Annotated in this window: 17 protein-coding genes, 1 pseudogene and 1 other annotated feature; of the genes and pseudogenes, 11 read left to right on the plus strand and 7 right to left on the minus strand. The window is 46.4% G+C overall.

The features are described 5' to 3' along the window. Positions 1-41 precede the first annotated feature (41 nt). From ACYCSE_RS20370 to ACYCSE_RS20380, 3 genes and pseudogenes are all read left to right on the plus strand, one after another. Entirely contained in the window at positions 42-371 is a 330-nt protein-coding gene (locus tag ACYCSE_RS20370; protein WP_459699591.1) for a four-helix bundle copper-binding protein, read from the plus strand. Positions 372-456: 85 nt separating this feature from the next. Then, positions 457-715: a binding site (T-box leader), on the plus strand. Between the two features lie 59 nt (positions 716-774). Then, a pseudogene (argS, locus tag ACYCSE_RS20375) lies at positions 775-2,505 on the plus strand (arginine--tRNA ligase). A gap of 260 nt (positions 2,506-2,765) precedes the next feature. Further along, complete coding sequence (locus tag ACYCSE_RS20380; protein WP_459699592.1) at positions 2,766-3,734, plus strand: S-layer homology domain-containing protein; 969 nt, start codon at positions 2,766-2,768, stop codon at positions 3,732-3,734. Positions 3,735-3,857: 123 nt separating this feature from the next. Here the strand turns inward: ACYCSE_RS20380 and ACYCSE_RS20385 are convergent, their stop codons facing one another. Together ACYCSE_RS20385 and ACYCSE_RS20390 are read right to left on the minus strand one after the other, a co-directional pair. Then, positions 3,858-5,942: an ABC transporter ATP-binding protein gene (locus ACYCSE_RS20385; RefSeq protein WP_452566692.1), complete on the minus strand. Its 2,085-nt coding sequence runs from the start codon at positions 5,940-5,942 to the stop codon at positions 3,858-3,860. Continuing rightward, positions 5,942-7,699, minus strand: coding sequence for an ABC transporter ATP-binding protein (locus tag ACYCSE_RS20390; protein ID WP_459699595.1), 1,758 nt, complete (start codon positions 7,697-7,699; stop codon positions 5,942-5,944). The genes ACYCSE_RS20385 and ACYCSE_RS20390 overlap by 1 nt, the downstream gene beginning before the upstream one ends. Before the next feature lie 50 nt (positions 7,700-7,749). Between ACYCSE_RS20390 and ACYCSE_RS20395 the strand changes: the two genes are divergently transcribed. Both ACYCSE_RS20395 and ACYCSE_RS20400 read left to right on the plus strand, forming a co-directional pair. Continuing rightward, positions 7,750-7,950: a hypothetical protein gene (locus ACYCSE_RS20395; RefSeq protein WP_231109418.1), complete on the plus strand. Its 201-nt coding sequence runs from the start codon at positions 7,750-7,752 to the stop codon at positions 7,948-7,950. Between the two features lie 335 nt (positions 7,951-8,285). Beyond that, a complete protein-coding gene (locus ACYCSE_RS20400; protein ID WP_061829410.1) occupies positions 8,286-8,588 on the plus strand; it encodes a HesB/YadR/YfhF family protein in 303 nt (100 codons plus the stop codon). 133 nt (positions 8,589-8,721) lie between these two features. Here ACYCSE_RS20400 and ACYCSE_RS20405 read toward each other — a convergent pair whose 3' ends face one another. From ACYCSE_RS20405 to ACYCSE_RS20415, 3 genes are all read right to left on the minus strand, one after another. Continuing rightward, entirely contained in the window at positions 8,722-9,234 is a 513-nt protein-coding gene (locus ACYCSE_RS20405) for an ADP-heptose synthase (RefSeq protein ID WP_250268125.1), read from the minus strand. 115 nt (positions 9,235-9,349) lie between these two features. Then, complete coding sequence (locus ACYCSE_RS20410) at positions 9,350-9,793, minus strand: DUF441 domain-containing protein (protein WP_029517055.1); 444 nt, start codon at positions 9,791-9,793, stop codon at positions 9,350-9,352. Between the two features lie 22 nt (positions 9,794-9,815). Continuing rightward, on the minus strand, positions 9,816-10,787 hold the full coding sequence (locus ACYCSE_RS20415) for a YpdA family putative bacillithiol disulfide reductase (RefSeq protein ID WP_061829409.1): 972 nt from the start codon (positions 10,785-10,787) through the stop codon (positions 9,816-9,818). 295 nt (positions 10,788-11,082) lie between these two features. Here ACYCSE_RS20415 and ACYCSE_RS20420 point away from each other — a divergent pair, with 295 nt between their 5' ends. From ACYCSE_RS20420 to ACYCSE_RS20430, 3 genes are all read left to right on the plus strand, one after another. Next, complete coding sequence (locus tag ACYCSE_RS20420) at positions 11,083-11,679, plus strand: DUF2087 domain-containing protein (RefSeq protein WP_459699599.1); 597 nt, start codon at positions 11,083-11,085, stop codon at positions 11,677-11,679. 481 nt (positions 11,680-12,160) lie between these two features. Then, positions 12,161-13,258 carry a ribosome small subunit-dependent GTPase A gene (gene rsgA / locus ACYCSE_RS20425; RefSeq protein ID WP_061829407.1) on the plus strand — a complete coding sequence of 366 codons (1,098 nt, stop codon included), beginning with the start codon at positions 12,161-12,163 and terminating at the stop codon, positions 13,256-13,258. A gap of 82 nt (positions 13,259-13,340) precedes the next feature. Then, complete coding sequence (locus ACYCSE_RS20430; protein ID WP_023988260.1) at positions 13,341-13,679, plus strand: L,D-transpeptidase; 339 nt, start codon at positions 13,341-13,343, stop codon at positions 13,677-13,679. A 118-nt stretch (positions 13,680-13,797) separates the two neighbouring features. Here the strand turns inward: ACYCSE_RS20430 and ACYCSE_RS20435 are convergent, their stop codons facing one another. Further along, positions 13,798-14,817 (minus strand): flagellar motor protein MotB, encoded by a 1,020-nt coding sequence (locus ACYCSE_RS20435; protein ID WP_459699602.1) that lies wholly within the window; start codon positions 14,815-14,817, stop codon positions 13,798-13,800. A gap of 216 nt (positions 14,818-15,033) precedes the next feature. Here ACYCSE_RS20435 and ACYCSE_RS20440 point away from each other — a divergent pair, with 216 nt between their 5' ends. Next, positions 15,034-15,183 carry a hypothetical protein gene (locus tag ACYCSE_RS20440; RefSeq protein WP_023988262.1) on the plus strand — a complete coding sequence of 50 codons (150 nt, stop codon included), beginning with the start codon at positions 15,034-15,036 and terminating at the stop codon, positions 15,181-15,183. Between the two features lie 127 nt (positions 15,184-15,310). Here ACYCSE_RS20440 and ACYCSE_RS20445 read toward each other — a convergent pair whose 3' ends face one another. Further along, positions 15,311-15,550, minus strand: coding sequence for a hypothetical protein (locus ACYCSE_RS20445; RefSeq protein WP_013370782.1), 240 nt, complete (start codon positions 15,548-15,550; stop codon positions 15,311-15,313). Positions 15,551-15,939: 389 nt separating this feature from the next. Here ACYCSE_RS20445 and ACYCSE_RS20450 point away from each other — a divergent pair, with 389 nt between their 5' ends. After that, positions 15,940-16,260 (plus strand): hypothetical protein, encoded by a 321-nt coding sequence (locus ACYCSE_RS20450; protein WP_023988263.1) that lies wholly within the window; start codon positions 15,940-15,942, stop codon positions 16,258-16,260. Positions 16,261-16,327: 67 nt separating this feature from the next. After that, on the plus strand, positions 16,328-20,323 hold the full coding sequence (essC, locus tag ACYCSE_RS20455) for a type VII secretion protein EssC (RefSeq protein WP_459699605.1): 3,996 nt from the start codon (positions 16,328-16,330) through the stop codon (positions 20,321-20,323). The last annotated feature ends 15 nt before the right edge of the window (positions 20,324-20,338 follow it).

Below are 20,338 nucleotides of genomic sequence, written 5' to 3' on the forward strand. Positions count from 1 at the left end.
GTAATAGTGCAGCAGGGTCAACAACTGGGAGGTAATGTAATATGAATCATTCATACCAACAATGCGTGGATGCTTGCCTGGAATGTATGAACGCTTGCAATGTATGTTACGTAGCGAGTTTGAAGGAATATGATTTAGCTATGCTGCGTGAATGTATTCGAGTGAGTAGGGAATGTGCAGAAATATGCGGATTTGCTGCTCAAATGCTGCAGCGCGGAACGGATTTTGCCGAGCAAATCTGTGAGCTGTGCGCCAAGGCCTGTGAGGTATGTGCTGCTGAATGCAGCAAGCATTCCCATGATCATTGCAAACATTGTGCAGAAGCCTGCCGTCGTTGCGTTCGGGCATGCCGCCAATTGGTGGCAGTGTAATTACATATATGGAACTAGTGCCTGAAGAGGAAATAAAAGGTTGCAAGGTTGCTTTCTACTGAATAGGTTTGTATAATGATTGGAATTAACGTCATGGAACGGGAGAGTAGCAGCGGAGCCGTATCATTACAGCGAGCCGGAAGAGGTGGAAGCCGGTATGAGGTCCGATGTGAAGCGCACCCGGGAGACGGTTGATCCAACGAGCAGAATTTCTAGTAGATCAGCCCGGCAGACACCGTTATTAGTCATTGGAGTGAAATCGCGATTTGTGTAAGTTAGCTTTAGCTGCACAACCGATTTACGAAGAGTGGTACCGCGGGGATATTGAAGTTCTCGTCTCTTGAATTATTTCAAGAGGCGGGAGCTTTTTTTGTTAGATTCTATAAAAAGAAGGAGAGAGATCATGTTAGTGAGGATTGCTACTCAAGCGATATTGGCCCATACGGGCTTGGAGGAAAAAGAAATTTTATCTTTATTCGAGGTGCCTCCGCAGCCTGAATGGGGAGATGTAGCGTTTCCCTGTTTTGTGCTGGCTAAAAAGTTTCGAAAGTCTCCGCAGCACATTGCAATGGAATTAGCGGAGCTAGTGAGCCATGAAGAAGGTTTGACTGCTTCAGCATCGGGTGCCTACGTAAATATAACATTGGATCGATCGGTTCATATTCCGCTTATGCTTGCTGAATTGAGTAAAGCTGATTTCCTCAGGCCCAATATCGGACACGGACAGCGGGTGGTCATTGATATGTCTTCGCCCAATATTGCCAAACCGTTTGGTATTGGTCATCTTCGCTCTACTGTTATTGGTGCTGCCTTGTATCGTATTCTTGGTGAAACCGGATATGTTCCAATTAGTGTGAATCATCTTGGAGATTGGGGAACACAGTTTGGCAAGCAAATTGCGGCCTATAAAAGATGGGGAAATGAGGAGCAGCTACAACATGATCCGATTGGTGAATCGCTGAAGCTATATGTTCGTTTTCATCAGGAGGCCGAGCATGATCCAACTTTGGAAGATGAAGGCCGCGAGTGGTTCCGACGTTTGGAGCATGGGGATGCTGAGGCTCAACAACTATGGGAGTTTTTTGTTGAAGTCAGTCTGGGTGAATTTGATCGTATGTACCAGCGCCTGAACATTACATTTGACCATGTGCTGGGAGAAAGTTTTTACAATGATAAGATGCAGGCAGTTGTTGCTCAATTAAGAGCAAAGGGATTGCTGGAGGAAAGTGATGGCGCGCTCGTAGTTCGTCTGTAAGACGAGGAACTGCCGCCATGTCTTATTCTAAAAAAGGATGGGACTACCATTTATCCGACACGTGATCTGGCAACAGCGATTTATCGTCATGAAGTGATGAAGGCTGATCGGCTTCTGTACGTCGTTGGTGGGGAACAGAAGCTGCATTTCCAGCAGGTGTTTGCGGTGCTGAAACATGCAGGAGAGGCATGGGCGGAGCAGTGTGAGCATGTGCCGTTTGGATTAATGCGGTTTGCGGGTAAGAAAATGTCTACAAGACGTGGAAAAGTTGTCAAACTGGAAGAGGTGCTGGATGAAGCTATAGCCCGTGCTCAAGCCATCATTACTCAGAAGAATCCCGATTTGCAGGAACAACGGGCAGTAGCAGAGGACGTTGGTATTGGAGCGATTATTTTTGGTGACTTAAAAAACAACCGGCTGAATGAAGTGGATTTTTCGTTGGAGGAGGCGCTGACCTTTGAAGGTGAGACCGGGCCTTATGTGCAGTATACTCATGCGCGCATACGCAGCCTTCTGGAGAAAGCTCATGCTCGCGCCGATGTTGATGTTACTACTAATTCTAGCGACAACGCCCTTGTCCAAGATAGCCATTCTCGTGATTTGAATGACATATCGGATGAAATGTTTGGTGACGCAGGTTGGGCGCTGCTTAAGCAGTTGGATCGTTATCACGGACAACTGATACGTGCGGCTCGCCAACTGGAGCCTTCGGTTATTGCGAGATTTGCACTGGATACGGCCCAGGCATTCAACCGTTTTTACGCCAAGGAAAGGATTGTCGATGGTGGACGCTGGCGTATTCAATTGGCGGAACAAACTGCGGATATTCTGGCATGCGCGCTGCAACTTCTTGGTCTGAAAGCACCGAATCGGATGTAAGCAAAGAGAACAAAGGGGAGCGAGGTTTCCCGGCGGGATACCGCTACCCAGATCCGGTTCTTCCAAGGGGACACTGTAAAAGGTAATCTTCACAGGCACTTTTGAGGATGTATAAAGATAGTGAGCAGAAAAGAGTTAGACGGGTTACACTAATCGCAGCTATTGCACTGTTTTGCAACCAATTTGTGCATATTTGAAACATTTGATGCTTTTATTGCGTCGGTAAGTATAGAAGCAAAGTAAATATGGAGGTGTATCTCATGAAAAAAAATAAAAGCGTGGCAGTTGCCCTGCTTGTCGTCTGCTCATTGGCTGTGGCTACGTCGGCTTCTGCTTTTCGTGATATAAAGGGAGCTGAACAGGAGAAGATCGTAAACTCACTTCAGGATAAAGGAATTATCCAAGGAATAACCAAGGATAAATTTGCACCGGATCAAACGCTCACCTATGCACAAGGAGTACATTTGGTTGTTCGTGCGATGGATCTTCAGGTAATGCCTGATTTCACAACGGGTTCCTTTGCAAACATTCCGGCTTCCGCATGGTATGCCCAGTCCTATCGGATTGCGGCCCAACACCAAATTCCTTTGTCACCAGATATTGATCCAAGCACCCGTATGACAAGAGAACAATTTGCGAATATTCTGTATAAAGCAGTGAGTGCAACGGGTGAATATCCAACTGTCCGTATGTACATCAATGTAGCGGATGGCAAAAAATTAGATCAGGAATCAAACGCAGCAGTTCAATTCCTGCTGTTGACCAAAATTGCAAAATTGGACGAACAGAGCAATTTTAACCCGGATCGTAAAGTAACGCGGATGGAGGCAGCAGAAATGGTCTATAACGCATCCGAATTTGTACAAAGTCATAAACCGATTGAAGCCACTCCTGAAAATCCGGCTGAACCTGCAGATCCGGTTCAACAAAACAATATTAGTATGAGCATAGAGAAGACAAATGACCAGCAGAACAAAGTGACAATCACCCGTCTGCAGGCACCTAATCCAGGTTACGGCATTGAAGTGGATCACATCGACTACGTAGATGATACGAATGCAGTAATTTACTACAAGCTGACAAGTCCAAAGCCAGGGGAAATGAATATTCAGGTCATTACGGATACCCACACAAGTACATTGGTAGACAGCAAGTATAAGGTTACGCTTAAAGCAGTAGATGGAACAGTGATTCCGCCCACCGAAACAGGCACGTCTGTAGCTAAATAAAATTGCAAGCCATATGTCCTATATAAAAATAAACCAGCGAGCCTCCAATTTGTAGGGGAGGCTCGCTGGTTTTTCCATGCCAAATGTTCATCGTTAGCCCTAAGCAATTGGGCTATTCAAGCTTTAAATGCTGACTTTGCCAGTAAGTAAGTCATCTTGCGCAGGAGGCGTAACAGAGATTGAATCTGATTCTGTTGCAACTGTTCCCGACTGGAGCTGATACATTTGGAAGTAACGCCCGCCTTGGGCCATAAGTTCATCATGGCTACCCCGTTCAACAATTTCACCCCGATGCAGCACCAAAATTTGGTCCGCACTGCGAATGGTGGACAAACGGTGAGCAATGATAAAGGTCGTACGTCCCTTCTTGAGCACCTCAAGAGCGGATTGGATGAGCGCTTCCGTTTCGGTGTCAATATTGGCAGTAGCTTCATCCAGAATTAAAATTGCGGGATCAAAGGCTAGTGCACGAGCGAAGGAAATAAGCTGGCGTTGCCCGGCTGATAAGGTGCTGCCTTTTTCAATAACAGGCTCATCGAATCCTTGCGGCAAATGGGCCAGCAATTTGTCGGCTCCAACATCATGCAGCGCTTTATTCACCTGTTCTCTCGTGATTCGGCTGTCTCCGAGACTGACATTGGAGGCTACCGTACCTGTGAATAAATATGGATCTTGAAGAACAATACCCATATGATGGCGAAGCCATTGCTTAGGGATGTCTTTGACAGACGTTCCGTCAATGGTGATCGTTCCTTTTTGCGGATCATAGAACCGGAATAGCAGGTTGATAATCGAACTTTTGCCTGATCCGGTATGTCCGACAAGGGCAACTGTTTGCCCGGGCTGTGCTGTAAAGGAAATATGTTTAAGTACATCATCCTTTTTGTAGGCAAAGGAAACGTCGTTAAACTCTACCTGGCCTTTGTAGCGCGGCATCGTGCCGTCCGTCACCGGCTCTCCAGTTTCGTCCATCAACTCAAATACGCGTCCTGAGGATACGATGGAAGTATCCAGTACAGCGAGTTGGTTGACCATACCCGTCATAGGTTGGAATAGTCGTCCCAATACATCGACGAAGGCATACAAAACGCCTAGTGAAACAGCACTACCTGTAGTTCCGAGCGCCTCAGATCCAAAATACCACAGCACGACGGCAAAGGCGAGATTTCTCAACACGTTGACTAAATTGTGCGAAGTGAAAGCGTTCAAATTCAGCATTTTATTCTGATGCTTCATATAGTCATCATTCAGTTCCTCAAACTCTTGCTGCGTTTGTTTCTGGTGGCGGAACACGCGAATAATGGACATCCCTTGAATCGATTCATTGATAATCGCATTAATTTCACTGAGTCTGGACCGAATGATCGTATTATAGCGGGTGGCGACCTTGCGATACAATACAATCCACAAGATCAGTAACGGTACAATAAACAGAGAGATAAGACCCAGTCTGAAGTCCAGCAAAAAGAGTGCAACATATACTCCTGCCATCGTTACAATCCCTGAAGTGAAATTGGAGAGCACAGCCACAAACAAATCTTTGACTGCCTCAGTGTCATTCGTAACACGGGATACGACTTTGCCTGCAGGCAAGTTATCAAAAAAGTAAACTGGCAGCCGCTGGATGTGAGCGTAGAGATCAAGCCGAAGCTTTTGTATGACCTTGTTCGCCGAGGATTGCAGCCAGTATGTTTTGCCGAATTCAGCAAAAATGGAAATAACCAGGAAGAAGCAATACCAGCCAATCAGCTGAAAGATACCGGGCATTTCCGGTTTGTAAAAGCTATACAGTTCATCAGCTGTCAGAGCCTTAGCTTCATAGCGAAAGGTGTCGGAGCCGCGTGTCACAGTCAGCGTTCCGTTTGTGAAGGAGCGGTTACCGTCAGCCACTTGAACCGAGCCATCGACAAATACGAAAGATTTACCAACTTGTAAAATCCTCGCTTCGCGACCTTTGGTCTCCCCGGCCTCAAAACGGTCTTCACGCTTAAAGTGGGTTCCAGCATAACTTACAGTGCCGTCCACACGAGTTGTTTCATAAAATGGTTTTTCAATAGCGAGCATATGGTCGTCAATCATCGTTTTGGCGATGAAGGGACCAGCCAGCTCGGCGGCTACTCCGATAGCCAAAGCGATGAGAGCGGCGATAAAACCTGCTTTGCTCGTTAGCGCGTACTGGAATAGCCTTTTGCCGATATTGGGTTTCATTAGGATACCTCCCCTGAGGTCAGATCAGATTCCACTTGTTGCCGTACATACTGTTGTCGGTACCATCCGTCAGCCTGAAGTAGCTCGCTGTGGGTCCCTTCCTCAATAATGCGTCCTTGCTCCAGCACGACGATCCGGTCTGCATGTTCTACAGCGGAAAGGCGGTGGGTGGAGATCAAGGTTGTTTTACCCGAGCGCTTACGTCGGATATTGTCAATAATCCTTGCTTCCGTCCGGGCATCTACTGCAGATAGTGCATCGTCGAGCAATAGAATATCCGGATCACCGATAAAGGCGCGCGCCAGCGAAACACGCTGCTTCTGGCCGCCGGACAGGGCGATACCCTTTTCTCCGACCAGTGTATCCAGCCCATCAGACAGGGTACCTAAATCCTGGTCGAAGGCAGCAGTACGGATAGCTTCCATAATGTCGTCGTCATCTGCATGAGGTTTTCCGAATTGAATGTTCTCGCGCACCGATTTGGAAAACAAAATTTGCTCTTGCGGCACGTAGCCGATCCAGCTGTGTAGTTGTTCTACTGCAATGTCCTCTAGACGTATGCCGGAGATTAAAATATCACCACTACCCGTCGGATATTCATGTAGTAGCTGTTTGAGCAGCGTGGATTTCCCACTGCCTGTTCTACCGACGACGCCTAGCGTTTCTCCGCGTTTGAGCTCCAGACTCACATGTGACAGATTGTCAATAGTAGAGGTAGGGTAACGGAAGGTAACGTCTTTCATCCTGATGGATTCGAGGCGATCCACTGGAACAGGTTGAGCCGCATCTTGAACATCTGGCTGGACATCGAGAGTTTCATTAACCCGGTCCAAGGAAGCGCTACCGCGCTGCATAATGTTAATCAGCTCTCCAATGGCAAACATCGGCCAAATCATCATTCCTAGATACATGTTAAAGGAGACCAGTTCGCCTAGCGTGATATCGTTATGAAATACCAGATAAATACCATACCCGAGTCCGATGACGTAGCTAAGTCCTACACATAAACGAATTGTTGGTTCAAAGAGGGCATCCATCCGAGCGACAGCCAGATTTTTACGAAATACATCGTCGGTAATATCAGCGAAACGCTTTTCGTCCATTCGTTCTTGCACATAGGCGCGAATGACTCGGATACCTGCCACGGATTCCAACACCTGATCGTTCATATCACCAAATGCATCTTGTGCCAGTGTGTAACGCTCGTGAACGGCTTTACCGTAAATGCTCATAGCCAGTGCGATAAAAGGTAGGGGCAGGATAGCTGCCAGTGTCAACTTCCAACTGATTAGAGTGCCCATGGCAACTAATACCACGCTCAGATAGACCGTAGAGTCTGTCAGTGTCAGCATACCGAAGCCCGCTGTACTTGCTACGGAGCGAAGGTCGTTCGTGGCACGAGCCATCAGATCCCCAGTGCGGTTGCGTTCAAAAAATGGAGGGGTCATTCGCAGCAGATGATTCATAAAACGTGTGCGCAGTAAGCGTTCCATCAGATTGGCACCACCAAATAGCTTGTGCATCCATATGTACGTAATGTAGTAGATGACGGCTAGAATGCCTATGATGTACAAAATATAACGCCAAAGTGAGGACCAGGAAATTGAACCGCGTACAATCTCATCAATGGCACTACCAAGCAGCCGAGGTGGAGCAAGCTCCAGCACACCAACGGCTATCAGCAAAAACAATCCAATGGAGTATCGGCTTCGTTCTCTTTTAAAAAACCAGCTTAAATTTTTAAGTACCGAAAACAAGGGGAATCCCATCCTTTCATGACAAGTTCATTCGAGAGTTGTGTACCATTTTGAAGAAACAACAGCGGCTTGCTACCACAAATATGATCCGGCAACAGGCGCAAAAAAGGCATACCGTCCGCAGACGATATGCCTTAAATCTCAATATCATATGGCGCGCAGGTATTTTCAGCACACTCACCACTGAAAAACTGCTCAAACGCAGGCAGCCACTCGTATTAAACCATACAACGCGAATGGCCCAATTTTGAAGGATGCGACAGGGGGGAGATGCTCCGGTATGAAGTTGTTGTGTTTGTAGATGTGGATAAAATGCAATAGGAAATTTTAGCACCGGTAACACTCCTTTCTTCCTCAAAATGGGTTCATTCTAACATGAGTAATCGTTCAAATTGGTAATAAATTTCAAAATGGATCTCGTATGGTTGAATCTTAACACCCTTATTTGCGAATTGTCAAACCTTTTTCAAAAAAATGTATATGACTTGTCCAAGAAGCTCGCTGGGTTGGGACGGTTGGTGGTCATTCTAAAAGATGCTATGATATAGTTGGCAGACGTCATTGTACAAGGAGATGAGCATAACGTATGAGCATACAGGTAACTGAACCTGCGGCACAGTGGTACATTAAGGAGCTTAGTTTGAATCGTGGAGATTCGATCCGTTTTTTTGTTCGCTATAGCTCTGGCGGTGGGTTGCATCCAGGCTTTTCTCTGGGAATTGCCGTAGAGCCGCCGCAGCACCCCGTATTACAGCATGAAGCGGCTGGCATTACGTTTTATATGGAGGACCAGGATTACTGGTATCTGAAGGGCCATCATCTGGAAGTTAAGTATTTGGAGGAACATGATGACATTATTTACACCTATGTTGAGGATGAACAAGCTTAGTGTTCCACTGTCAATCATAGCGTGCAAATAGTTGTTCTTGGACATGAAAAGCGGCGGAGTATCGTGTTACAGGAGATAAGCCTGTACATGATGCTCCGCCGCTTTTTTGTGGTCAAGGCGGGTATGTCGTATGTCAAGGGTTGTTAAGTATCGGGCCATCGAGTGCAAAATCAAAATCATCAATGTCGTACACATGTACAGGTACGGAAGCTTCGATAATACGGTGGATCCAGTCCAATTGATCCGTCAGAATGGGTAATGATTCACGCTGAGCTGTCAACACCAGTTCAGTCTCAATTGGATCAAAATATTCTCCGTAATGCGCTGTATCAACAGCATTAATGATGATGAGTGATGTATTGACATCGAATAGAATAGGCAAGCTCTTGGCCCAAGGCATCTGAAGGGCACGCCGAATTTTTTTCTGATTCAACGGTTCCTCAAAATAACTGATCAGCTCGCTTACCTTCCGCTTCACATGTTGATCGTCCATAGGATTATCCATGAGCGGCTCTGTGCTATCCTGAAATTCGTATAGCTCTAGCAGTGATGTGTAAGGCACTATATATTCCACAGGGGCGGGAGATGTAAGTAGTTGGCCGTATATAGCCACCATTACAGCTTCCGTTACAAATTGTCGAGACATCGGTCAAGCCTCCTGCATTTACCAAATTATGCGATATGAGTATACCACAAAGCGGGACTGAATTCAGCCCGACATGCAGATTGCTATCATGTATTCCTATATTTGTTGTACGAATTTAGCTGCGGCCAATTAATAAGGAAAGCAATCCGGCAGCAATTAGAGGTCCAACAGGAACTCCTTTAAAGAAGGCAACGCCAATGACGGTCCCGATCAGTAGACCTGTCACAATAATGGGCTGTCCAGACATCAAAGTTACTCCGCGGCCGCCAAGATAGGCTACCAGAATTCCGATACCAATCGCGAGCAGTGATTTCCAGTGCAGGAAAGACTCCATCACCTGATTGATACTGATTTTACCGCTGGCTAGCGGGGTCATGACCCCGATCGTCAAAATAATAATTCCGATCGTCAGGCCATACTTTTCAAGCCAGGGGAAAGCAGTGTGAAAGCTGGTTACCCGCAGTAGCAGTAATACAACCATGGCAATAGTCACGGTAGAGTTGCCACTAACAATCCCTAGACCAGCCAATACGAGTAAGATAAGTGAGCTGTAATCCATACAGATGTTCTCCTTCGTTTAATTAGCTTTGGATATGTTCGGCGATTTGTCGCCCGTGCCAGCGGCCTGTTTCAATAAACACTTCATTGGCATTGCTGCCTGAAGCGATGACCCCAGCGACATATACACCTGGGATGTTCGTTTCCATCGTGGCAGGATTAAATTCTGGTTTGTCCAGATCCTCAGCCATGTGAACGCCGACAGACTCCAGCAGTTTTCGTTCCGGGTGAAATCCGGTCAGTGCCAGTACAAAATCATTCTCGAGTCGGAATGCTTCAGTGTCCAGCGGATTGACTATGACATGGTCTGGATGGATTTCGGTAATGCGTGCGCCTAAGTGCAGCGTGATCTTCCCTTTTTGTACCATACTGTCAAACAGTGGACGAACCCACGGCTTGATGTATTGAGACAACTCGCTTCGACGATATACCATATCAATCGTAGCTCCGACCCGCACCAATTCCATCGCAGCATCTACCGCAGAGTTACTGCCACCGATGACTGCGACCCGGGTTCCTGTATAGGGATGGGCTTCACTGAAATAGTGCGTGACTTTATCCAATTGTTCCCCGGGAATGCCCAAATAGTTCGGATGATCAAAATATCCTGTAGCCACTACGACATAACGTGACGAATACGTTTTGGTTATTTCTCCTTTGCTCAGGGTATGTACGGTAAATGTACCGTCATCCTGGCGATGAATGGACTGGGCCTCCTCATAATGCTGAATGTTCAAGTTATAATGAGTGGCTACCTTACGATAGTACGCCAGTGCTTCATGACGATAAGGTTTGTCATTAGGGGTGCTGAATGGAACATCACCGATTTCCAGTAGTTCGGCGGTGCTAAAAAACTGCATGTTCGTCGGATACAGAAAAATGGAGTGAACGATGTTGCTTTTTTCAATAATGACAGTTTGCAAACCTCTGCGGCTGCATTCGATTGCAGCGGATAGTCCGCAGGGTCCGCCACCGATAATGATTACGTCGTGCATTTGGATGAACCTCCAGTTGTATTGGTTTATTACGCCAGTTTTGTAGGGTTAACATTATTTTGACGATTAAAAACGGATCTCAGGATTGAAGCAAATAGCTCAGTATGTGAGAAGGTTTCAAATAATAATCCTACCGCAATGCAAACACAATATCCAGCCGTTTTCAGAAAGAGATGACGGACAGTGAAGATTGACAGCCACTTTTAGCAAACATATAATTAGATATATATCTATTTCGTGTAATTGAATTCGCTTGCATAGCAAGTACGTACTAGTGAAAAGAGGTGCAATAACGATGCAACTGGATAAAATGGTCAATTATCATAAAGCACTTGCTGATCCAACGCGAATGCGCATATTACTTCTTTTGTCACGTGGGGAGATGCATGGCCAAGCTTTGGCGAAAAAGCTGAATTTATCCCAGCCGACTGTTACACATCATGCTTCCAAACTCCGTGAGGCTGGGTTGATTAAGGAACGACGTGATAAAAACACGGTATATTTTACACTGAATCCAGAGCTGATCCGGCAGCATGCCGAGGCGACGGTACAATTTATTTTCGAAAAAGGAGAGGGGGAGGAAGAGATGTCAGAGTTGAATGAAACGCTGGAGGCGTCGGTCTTACGCAATTTTTTTTCCAAGGACGGCAAGTTGCGCCAAATCCCTGCACAGTATAAGAAAAAATTGATTGTACTTCAGATGCTGGCAGAAAAGTTGGAGCCAGGCCGTATGTATCCTGAACGTGAATTAAACGAGTGGATCAAGCAATACCATGAGGATTTTGCAACGATTCGGCGTGAGCTGATTATGCATCAGTTTATGTACAGGGAACGGGAAATGTACGAATTGAACCCGCGTGAGATGTGGATACGCTGGGATCAGGTACGCTAAACGAAACTTGACAAAGATTTCAAAAAAGTTTCGTAGCAGCCTTGACAGACAATTGATGGACTTGTATGATAAAGGAAATTTTAGGAGGAGGCGATGTTATATGCGTACGAACATGAATGGATGGGTTCAGCAGCAGAATGACTTGTCTCCCGCACGGACGATGCACGGTTAAAGACTGTATAGATCTATAGTCTTGGCTTAGCAGTTGGTTGGACAGTAGAACCAACGAAATCCGCAGGGAGTGATTCCCTGCGGATTTTTTATGGTTAGGCGTCTTGTTATCCAGTTGTTGATTCTGGGGAGTGGTCCGTGTGAGACCGCTTGCTTAAGTGAACGAACGGATCACATCGGCCTGAATCGTATACCCTCCGCAGGGAAACCCCTGCGGATTTTTTGCGTTGTTTGCATGCGGGGAGAAAAAATGTACACCTATCGAATAGCACTACGATCAAAAATAAACGATGATTTCAGGAGGAAAACAATGAGTATACATGAATACGGTTGGTCTGATTACTGGAACGGTTTTTGGGACCAATGGAAGCAAAGCTATGAGGAAAGAGCAGGAAATACACAGGTACGTCCTGCCCGCTTGATTGCCGATTATGGACAAAAGGTGAAGCTTATCACAATGGATGGAGAACGCTGGGGAGCGGCTTCAGGTAAGCTACGACATGCTATGGTAGATCCGGCGGAAATGCCGGCTGTAGGGGACTGGCTGGCAATCACCACGTCGGATGAAGTGTCGGATGCAGTAATTCATGCCGTCTTGCCACGTAAAAGTCGAATATCTAGGCAGGCCGCGGGCTTTGAGACGAAGGAGCAACTGATCGCGACAAATGTGGATACGCTTTTCCTTGTTAATGCGCTGAATCATGATTTTAATATGCGCAGACTGGAACGGTATTTAATTATGGCTTGGAACAGCGGGGTAAACCCGGTTGTCGTTTTGAGTAAGAGTGATCTTTGTGAAGATGTCGAACAGCGGGTTGCTGAAGCGGAGGGAGTTGCTCCTGGTGTACCTGTTATCGTTATTTCTGCTTTGCAGAACGAAGGCAGAGAGCAACTGGAGGCGTTTCTTCAACCTGGCTTTACAGTTGCTTTGACAGGCTCTTCCGGTAGTGGCAAATCCACGATAGTAAACTGGCTCTCCGGGTCTGAAGTTCAACTGACACAGGATGTGAGGGAGGAAGATAGCCGGGGCAGGCACACAACCACTCACCGACAGCTTTTTCCCATCGCAAAGCAAGCTGTTCTGCTGGATACACCCGGCATGCGTGAGCTTAATCTGTGGGATGATTCCATGGGAGTCGCCCATACCTTTACAGATATTATGGAAACGGCGCAGCAATGCCGTTTTGCAGATTGCAAGCATAAGGGCGAAGCTGGATGTGCAGTGGAGGAAGCTATAGAGAGAGGGGAATTGTCGGAATCCAGAGTGAACAATTATCGCAAAATGCAGCGTGAACTGGAATATCAGGCGCGTAAGGAAGCGGATCGACGCAGGAAAGATAGCCGGTCAAGCACAGCCCCGGGTCGTAGGGATCAGCGAAGCGGCTGGCGACGTGATGTGGAGTGGTAAGCCGAGCTGCAGTGAAGCATCAAATGTAAAAATATAAGAAAATCTAAGTTGTAGTCGGCATATGGTATAAAGGGGTGAATATATGCCGAACTACAGCATTGTGGTGGATTTATCGGATCGTCGTTTATATTTGAAAGATGGAGATCAGATTGTTCTTAGTTATCCAGTCGGTATTGGCAAGCTGGCTACACAGACACCGCATGGGCAATTTACGATTATTAACAAACAGCCCAATCCCGGCGGCCCTTTCGGAGCGTTCTGGATGGGGCTGTCCAAGCCGCATTATGGCATTCATGGCACCAATGAGCCATGGTCCATTGGCAAGATGGTGTCACATGGCTGCATTCGAATGCAGAATAAGGATGTGCTTGAGCTTCAGGAGAAGGTAAGTATAGGCACGCCAGTCACGATACAGCCGTAGCGGCTAGACGACATCGGGTTCTGTATCTACTCAGACATGGAAGCCGCGTCCTAGGCTGTATCTGTGAAGCGTATTTCATGGCGAACGGCCGTAACTTTAGGTTAGATACTGCGTTTAGTTACGATTTGGGTTGGATAGGGATACGGGCTTCAATCTGTTTGGAGCCCTCTTTGTCGTCTGCGGACTTGACTAACGGTCCCGAAAGGCGTTCCCCTTGTGTACCGTACGCCTGTTTGGCGTTAGTCCACATATCTTCGTTCGGTTCGAAAATTATGACTATGGTGTAGTGGTTGGCAAGGCTCGGCTTTTTGACCCTCATGCTGAAGGAGCCGTCAGGCATAACTTTGGTTTGATCATCGTAGCCAAACTGCCATCGTCCCGGAAAATCAATCGTGAGTTTGACGTCCGACCCCTCCAGCAAATTGCTGCGCGCATATACATGATAATAGTTACCTTCTTGCTTCACATCAGGCTTAATCCACACTTGAGGGCTACCGTAGTCCTTAGGTTTGTTCCAGACGGGCTTAACTAAAGGGGTATTGCGTTCTTGTTCAGGATCAAATTCAGCCCCAATCCGAACTTCATGCAGAAGCTGTTTGTTTTCTTCGTATTGATATACATAAGGACCTTCTAATTTGTTGCCACCGCTGCCATACAGATTTCGTATTTCATTGTCTTGGTCATCTGGACGGAACAGAACAGTCAGATCCATACTGCCCTGTATTCCGGGGCGTTGTACCTGGAGTACAAAACTTCCATCCTTTTGAACGGTTGTCTCATCCGTGTACCCAGTTAACAGGGAGTTTTTGACCGCAAGATTCCCTTTGATCCGTGCTCCGGCCGGGAGGTTGGAATGTCCTGTAACCTTCACGGTATTTTTATCAATGCTAACGCCACCTGATATTTCGACATAGCTGCTGCCTTGCTTATGGACAGGTGTATGATTGGCAGCTCGTTCATCAAGGGATGATGCGCCTTGGTTGGGATTACCCGTTACGGTGTAGGCACGTGCTTCAGCTTCATGTTGGGCCATACTCCGGGTTGAAGCTTTTTCCCTGCTGCATGCAGCCAGCATCGTTAGGATTAAGAATGCACATAAAAGGTTCCAGCTTATTTTGGTAATCATGTGTTTACTCATGGTTTTTGCTCGCTCCTTGTCCATAGCTTCCAGGCTTAACGTGATAAAATTTTCGAAACTTTATGTATTTACCCTAATTAAAGGGTATGTAATCCCGTCTGCTTTATCCTATAAGTAACGTACCTGTTTAAACAACAGACAGAATGGTTAAAAATGGATAGCCTGATCATCCCCTTGAAAAGCAGGGGCAGCTTGCTGTAAAGGAGCCTGAGTCATATGTCCATTGACCGTTTTATCTTAAAAAAGCTGGACAACTGCCGGGAAGAGCATACACGCGCTAATTTACTAGAACTGTTTAGAATACGAATTGAGAAGGCGCAGAATAAGGAACGAGGCGGTAAAAAAGGTTATCGCAGAATACTTTAAATAGAGTCTAATCAAATGCATAAGCTGCGGTAAGTCACATGTATCATGTTTCAAAGCTGCTGATATGGAGAGGGTGCTGAAATGCCCCTCTCTTTTTTGTGTCTAATGTGGACAAAAAAAGTCCCTCTTAATAGAGGGACAATGCCAATGAATCATTTTCACTAACGCTATGCAGGATGGCTTCACAACCGACAATCTCTATACTGATCAAAGAGTTAAGACATTTTTGAAGGGCACGCTTGCCGCTGGAGATTTTATTCTCCAAAGTGTTACTTAGAAGTTTTAATGTTTTTTGTACCGGTTGCTTATTTTCTTGATTGAAGTATACGGGAATACGTTTGTTTTGAAATGTAATTAATGTTCTCACAAAAATCACCTCGCCTGAGTTATTTCATGGCTTAATTGTAGTGCCCGTTTCTTAAAATTACCTTAAAAACACCTTATAAAAACATAAAGGTCTGAAAAATTTACAAAGTGTTCACAACAATCTAGGTAACAATCGAATTTAGTTCTAACTAATCGACAAAATGACGTCTATCCCCATATTAAAAACAATTAAATACATATTATTGATGCTAATGGCTCTACCAATGTGTGAAAATATGACTAAAGTCTCTGTTCTATTTTTGGAGTGGGTATTTTGTAACAAATTGACAGTCTAATAGTCGGATGCTACAGTTACGATAGCCATATTTCCGTAGAAATAGGCTTTTTGCGTGAACTTTGCTATATATTAAGGATCGGGAGGGATGACAGATGATCCTGACCGTGCTTTCAGGACGACAGGAAACAGAGTGGTTTGACATCGAGGTAGCTGATGAATACTCGGTGGAACATTTAAAGTTGATGCTGGGTGTGCGCATTTTCGGCGAGCCTCCAGCGGAAGGCATGCAATATATTATGGAAGCAAAGTTCCCGGAAGGGCTTTGGTTCAGGGTGGGGGATAACCAGCTACTCACAGGATCAGGCTTGCGGGAAGGCTGTACTGTGCGTATTCAGCGCGCTTTTTCGACAACTCAGGACGAAGCGCCTGTGTATGGAAGGCGTTCTCTGTTTCAAAGTGAAAAAAATGGGTAAATACACACATGAAATTATATGAAACCTTGGTAAAATGAAATAGTAAGCGAAAAGGGGGACTTTTGTCTTGAATGCATTATACCAGCGATCCCCGAGATTACGGCCGGCGCTCCGAGAGGAGAAGCTGGAGATTTTACGGCCTCCGGCTGAGCCGAGCAAGCCGTCTTTTTCTATTATATCTATACTTATTCCGTTAATGATGACGTTGGTGACTATAGGCTTTTACGTATATATGAGCAAAACAGGTAAGATGGGCAACAGTAACTATTTGATGTTCCAGATGGTCACTGTGGTCATGATGCTTACATCTTATACGATTCCTTTTTTCGTCTATCTAAATAATAAGAAGGAATACAAGCGCAAGCTGGAGGAACGGGACCGCATGTACCGGGAACAGCTCCAAAAGCATCGTGAAGAACTTGAAATGAAACGCGAGGAGCAAATTCGCACACTATATGAAATTCACGGTGACCCGCAAATATGCACTCAAATTGTCAAAAACCGCAACAGTTCACTCTGGGAACGATCACCTGAGGATGAGGACTTTTTGCAGGTGCGTATTGGAACTGGACAAGTTCCCTTTCATATTAAATTGCAAATTCCACGCCCAGACGGTTATGATCGAGATCCTTTGTTGGGAGCTGCGGATGAACTGGAAGAAGAATTTCGTCTGGTAGACGCCGCTTCCATTGCATTACCGCTGTTTCAATCCAAAGTGGTTGGATTGGTCGGCGAACGGGAGCATACCCTTGCTGCGTTAAGAGTCATCTTGGCACAAGTGGCGGTTCGTCACTCGCCAGATGAAGTGAAAATTGCTTCCTTCTATGACGAGCGAGAGGAAAGTGAATGGACTTGGATGCGCTGGCTCCCACATGTGTGGGATGATGACCGAATCCAGAGAATGATGTCAGACCGCAGTAGCAGTGCCCATCAACTAGCTGATTTTCTGTTTGCCAGACTGAACCGTCGTAAAAATAATCGCAATGATCGCCATGGTAAAGGGATGGAAGTCCCGTGTTATATCGTTGTTTTATCTGACACCCAGCTGATTGAGGAAGAACCCTTGCTGCCGTTGTTACTGGAGGACGGCCGAGCCATTGATGCGTGTACGATTGTGCTGGCTTCTCGTAAAGAGGCTTTACCGATGCAGTGTCAGCTGATTGTGGAGGCTTCCAAAGAGCAGGGCGTATATGCCCGCAAATCAGAATCGGCGGAGGTTGAACAACAAAGTTTTAAACCGGATCGTTTGTCAAGAGAGGAAGCCGATGCATTAGCGCGGTACATGGCTCCTATTCGCTTGAAGCGTTCCTCTGCTTCTGATATTCCCGCTGTGCTGCCTCTGTTTGATATGATGAGCGTAGCGAGTGTAGAAGAACTGGACGTGGCAGATCGGTGGCGACGTAACCGCCATCCTGATACCTTACCCGTACCGATGGGCGTGCGAGCAGGCGGCAAGAAGATTATGATAAACCTGCATGATAAGATAGAGCGTCAAGGACATGGTCCCCATGGCTTGATCGCCGGTACAACGGGTTCAGGGAAGAGTGAGGTTATCCAATCCATCGTAGCCTCGCTTGCTGCCGAGTTTCATCCGCATGATCTGGCTTTTATGCTGATCGATTACAAGGGTGGAGGCATGTCCAACACATTCGTTAACTTGCCGCATGTGGTGGGTACGATTACGAACTTGGACAATAATTTGATTGAACGTGCCAAAATATCTCTTAAAGCAGAACTGGTTCGTCGACAGAAGATATTGAACGATGCAGGCAATTTACAGCATATTGATGAATATTACAGACTACTCCGGCAGCGGCAGGAACAACCGCTGCCTCATCTGGTTATTATTATTGATGAATTTGCACAATTAAAGCGGGATCAGCCAGAGTTCATGGACGAGCTAATCAGTATTGCCGCGATTGGGCGGACATTAGGTGTCCATCTGATTTTGGCGACGCAAAAGCCCGCAGGTGTCGTGGATGATAAGATCTGGAGTAACTCCAGGTTCCGCATCTGCTTACGGGTGCAAAGCGAAGGTGATAGCCGTGACATGTTGAAAATACCGAATGCTGCGTGGATTACGAAGCCGGGACGAGGATATTTTCAAGTGGGTAGCGACGAGGTGTTTGAAGAGATGCAGTTTGCTTGGAGCGGTGCGCCGTATATAGGCAACAGCGATATTTCTTCTGCACTACCTGTCCATGAAGTGAGACTGAACGGGAAACGTGAAGCGCTACTGACGGGCGGAGAACGGGCAAGCTCAGGCTTAAAAGGTGAAGAAGCTCCTAAACAGCTTCAAGTATTTATTGATTATATTGCGAATGAGGCTGCTAAAGCAGGGATCGAACGACTTCAGGGACCGTGGCTTCCACCGCTGCCTGAATTGCTGGATTTAACAAATCTGCCTGCATGCACCGAAATAGATAGTACATCATCATCTTTGGAGCTGAAGGCTCTTATGGGTCTGGTCGATGATTTGCCGAATCAGCGGCAGGAGCCGATTTATGCATCGCTGGATCATGGTCATTGGGCTGTGTATGGCATGCCGGGCATGGGGAAAACGACCTTTTTGCATACGTTGCTGATGTCCACGGCTCAGCGTTTTACTGCGAATCATTGGAATGGTTATATCATTGATATGGGTCGAACGATGCGCGACTTTGGGGAACTTCCCCAAATTGGAGCTGTTATGATGGCTGAGGAGGATGACCGGATCAAGCGATTGTTCCGTTATCTGTTCAAGATGGTGGCCGTACGCAAGGAAATGCTTTCCGAGGCTGGTGTCAAAACAATAAGCTCTTATCGACGTTCTGCTGTCGAGGATATTCCGCAAATTGTCGTAGTCATTGATGGATATCTTAATTTCCGTAATGCTTATCCAGATGAAAATGAACTGCTGGAATCTCTTTTGCGAGAAGGAGGTAGTCTAGGTATCACGTTTATCATTACGGCGAACCGGATTACCGATGTGTTTGAGAAATTCCGCAGTAACATACCGAATGCTGTTTCTTTTGAAATGTCCGACCCGAGTGACTATTATTATGCGGTAGGACGACCAGCCAAAACGCCAGGACCGTTAATTCCAGGCCGCGCCCTGGTTAAAGGACATGTTCCTCCGCTGGAGTTCCAAACGGCTTTGCCTTCACCAGGTGAAGATGAGGCGGAACGATCAGCACGGTTACGTCGCAATATCGCTGGCATTGCGCAGGAATGGAAAGGCAAGCACGCACCAGCCATTCTTCCATTACCTGAGCGGATTCCACTGTCGGAACTGCTTCAGCAGTGGGATCGGACAAGTGGACCCTCGGGCGCACTTCCTTATGAGGTACCTGTAGGTCTACAGAGTGACGATCTTGAGCCTTTTCTCCTGAATCTAAAAGAAGGGCCCAATTTTATCGTGGGTAGTCCAATGGAAGGTGGAAAAACCTCTTTTCTAATGAGTTGGATTATATCGCTCGCTTATTACACATCACCTAATCAATTGGAAGTCTATACGATTGATACACGCTATGGAGGCGGAGGACTATCTAGATTACGGCATCTTCCTCATGTTAAGGCTGCTGCCGAAAGCGAAGAAGAAATGGGGCCTCTGGTACAGAAAGTGTATGATATCGTTCAACAGCGGAACAAGGAAGGGAATGATCCCGAATTGCTCCTGGTCATTGATGATGCGGATATGTTAAGTAAGCAACTGAACGATTTTATGATAAAGGATCAGCTTTCCGCCATTGTACGGTTGGGACGTGATCGCAATGTGCATGTCGTGCTATCGGGTGTGCCATCTGATTTTCCTACCTTTGGTGTGGACTGGTTTAATGATGTCAAGGCAAGCCAAAGCGGTATGCTATTTGGAACACTAGATTCGAATGATCTATCGTTCTTTCGTATCCCTTATTCGGAGGCGAACGCCGCTGCTGGTGGCCTAAAAGTCCTGCCACCTGGGCAGGGATACTACGTACGGCGCAAATTTACCAGGATAAAAGCGGCAATTCCCTTCTCAGAGCAAGTGAGCTGTGAGGATTGGATAACGAAAATTCGTGACCGATGGCATGTTGTAGTTTGAAGGGAGGTGGCTCAT

This window comes from Paenibacillus sp. SEL1 (genome assembly GCF_054602535.1).

Excerpts from the sequence above, each read along its gene's own strand:
- ACYCSE_RS20370 (WP_459699591.1), top strand. The coding sequence starts at position 42 with ATGAATCATTCATACCAACAATGCGTGGATGCTTGCCTGGAATGTATG.
- ACYCSE_RS20440 (WP_023988262.1), top strand. The coding sequence starts at position 15,034 with ATGTCCATTGACCGTTTTATCTTAAAAAAGCTGGACAACTGCCGGGAA.
- ACYCSE_RS20400 (WP_061829410.1), top strand. The coding sequence starts at position 8,286 with ATGAGCATACAGGTAACTGAACCTGCGGCACAGTGGTACATTAAGGAG.
- ACYCSE_RS20420 (WP_459699599.1), top strand. The coding sequence starts at position 11,083 with ATGCAACTGGATAAAATGGTCAATTATCATAAAGCACTTGCTGATCCA.
- ACYCSE_RS20430 (WP_023988260.1), top strand. The coding sequence starts at position 13,341 with ATGCCGAACTACAGCATTGTGGTGGATTTATCGGATCGTCGTTTATAT.
- ACYCSE_RS20410 (WP_029517055.1), bottom strand. The coding sequence starts at position 9,793 with ATGGATTACAGCTCACTTATCTTACTCGTATTGGCTGGTCTAGGGATT.
- ACYCSE_RS20385 (WP_452566692.1), bottom strand. The coding sequence starts at position 5,942 with ATGAAACCCAATATCGGCAAAAGGCTATTCCAGTACGCGCTAACGAGC.
- ACYCSE_RS20435 (WP_459699602.1), bottom strand. The coding sequence starts at position 14,817 with ATGAGTAAACACATGATTACCAAAATAAGCTGGAACCTTTTATGTGCA.
- ACYCSE_RS20415 (WP_061829409.1), bottom strand. The coding sequence starts at position 10,787 with ATGCACGACGTAATCATTATCGGTGGCGGACCCTGCGGACTATCCGCT.
- ACYCSE_RS20380 (WP_459699592.1), top strand. The coding sequence starts at position 2,766 with ATGAAAAAAAATAAAAGCGTGGCAGTTGCCCTGCTTGTCGTCTGCTCA.
- ACYCSE_RS20405 (WP_250268125.1), bottom strand. The coding sequence starts at position 9,234 with ATGTCTCGACAATTTGTAACGGAAGCTGTAATGGTGGCTATATACGGC.
- ACYCSE_RS20450 (WP_023988263.1), top strand. The coding sequence starts at position 15,940 with ATGATCCTGACCGTGCTTTCAGGACGACAGGAAACAGAGTGGTTTGAC.
- rsgA (WP_061829407.1), top strand. The coding sequence starts at position 12,161 with ATGAGTATACATGAATACGGTTGGTCTGATTACTGGAACGGTTTTTGG.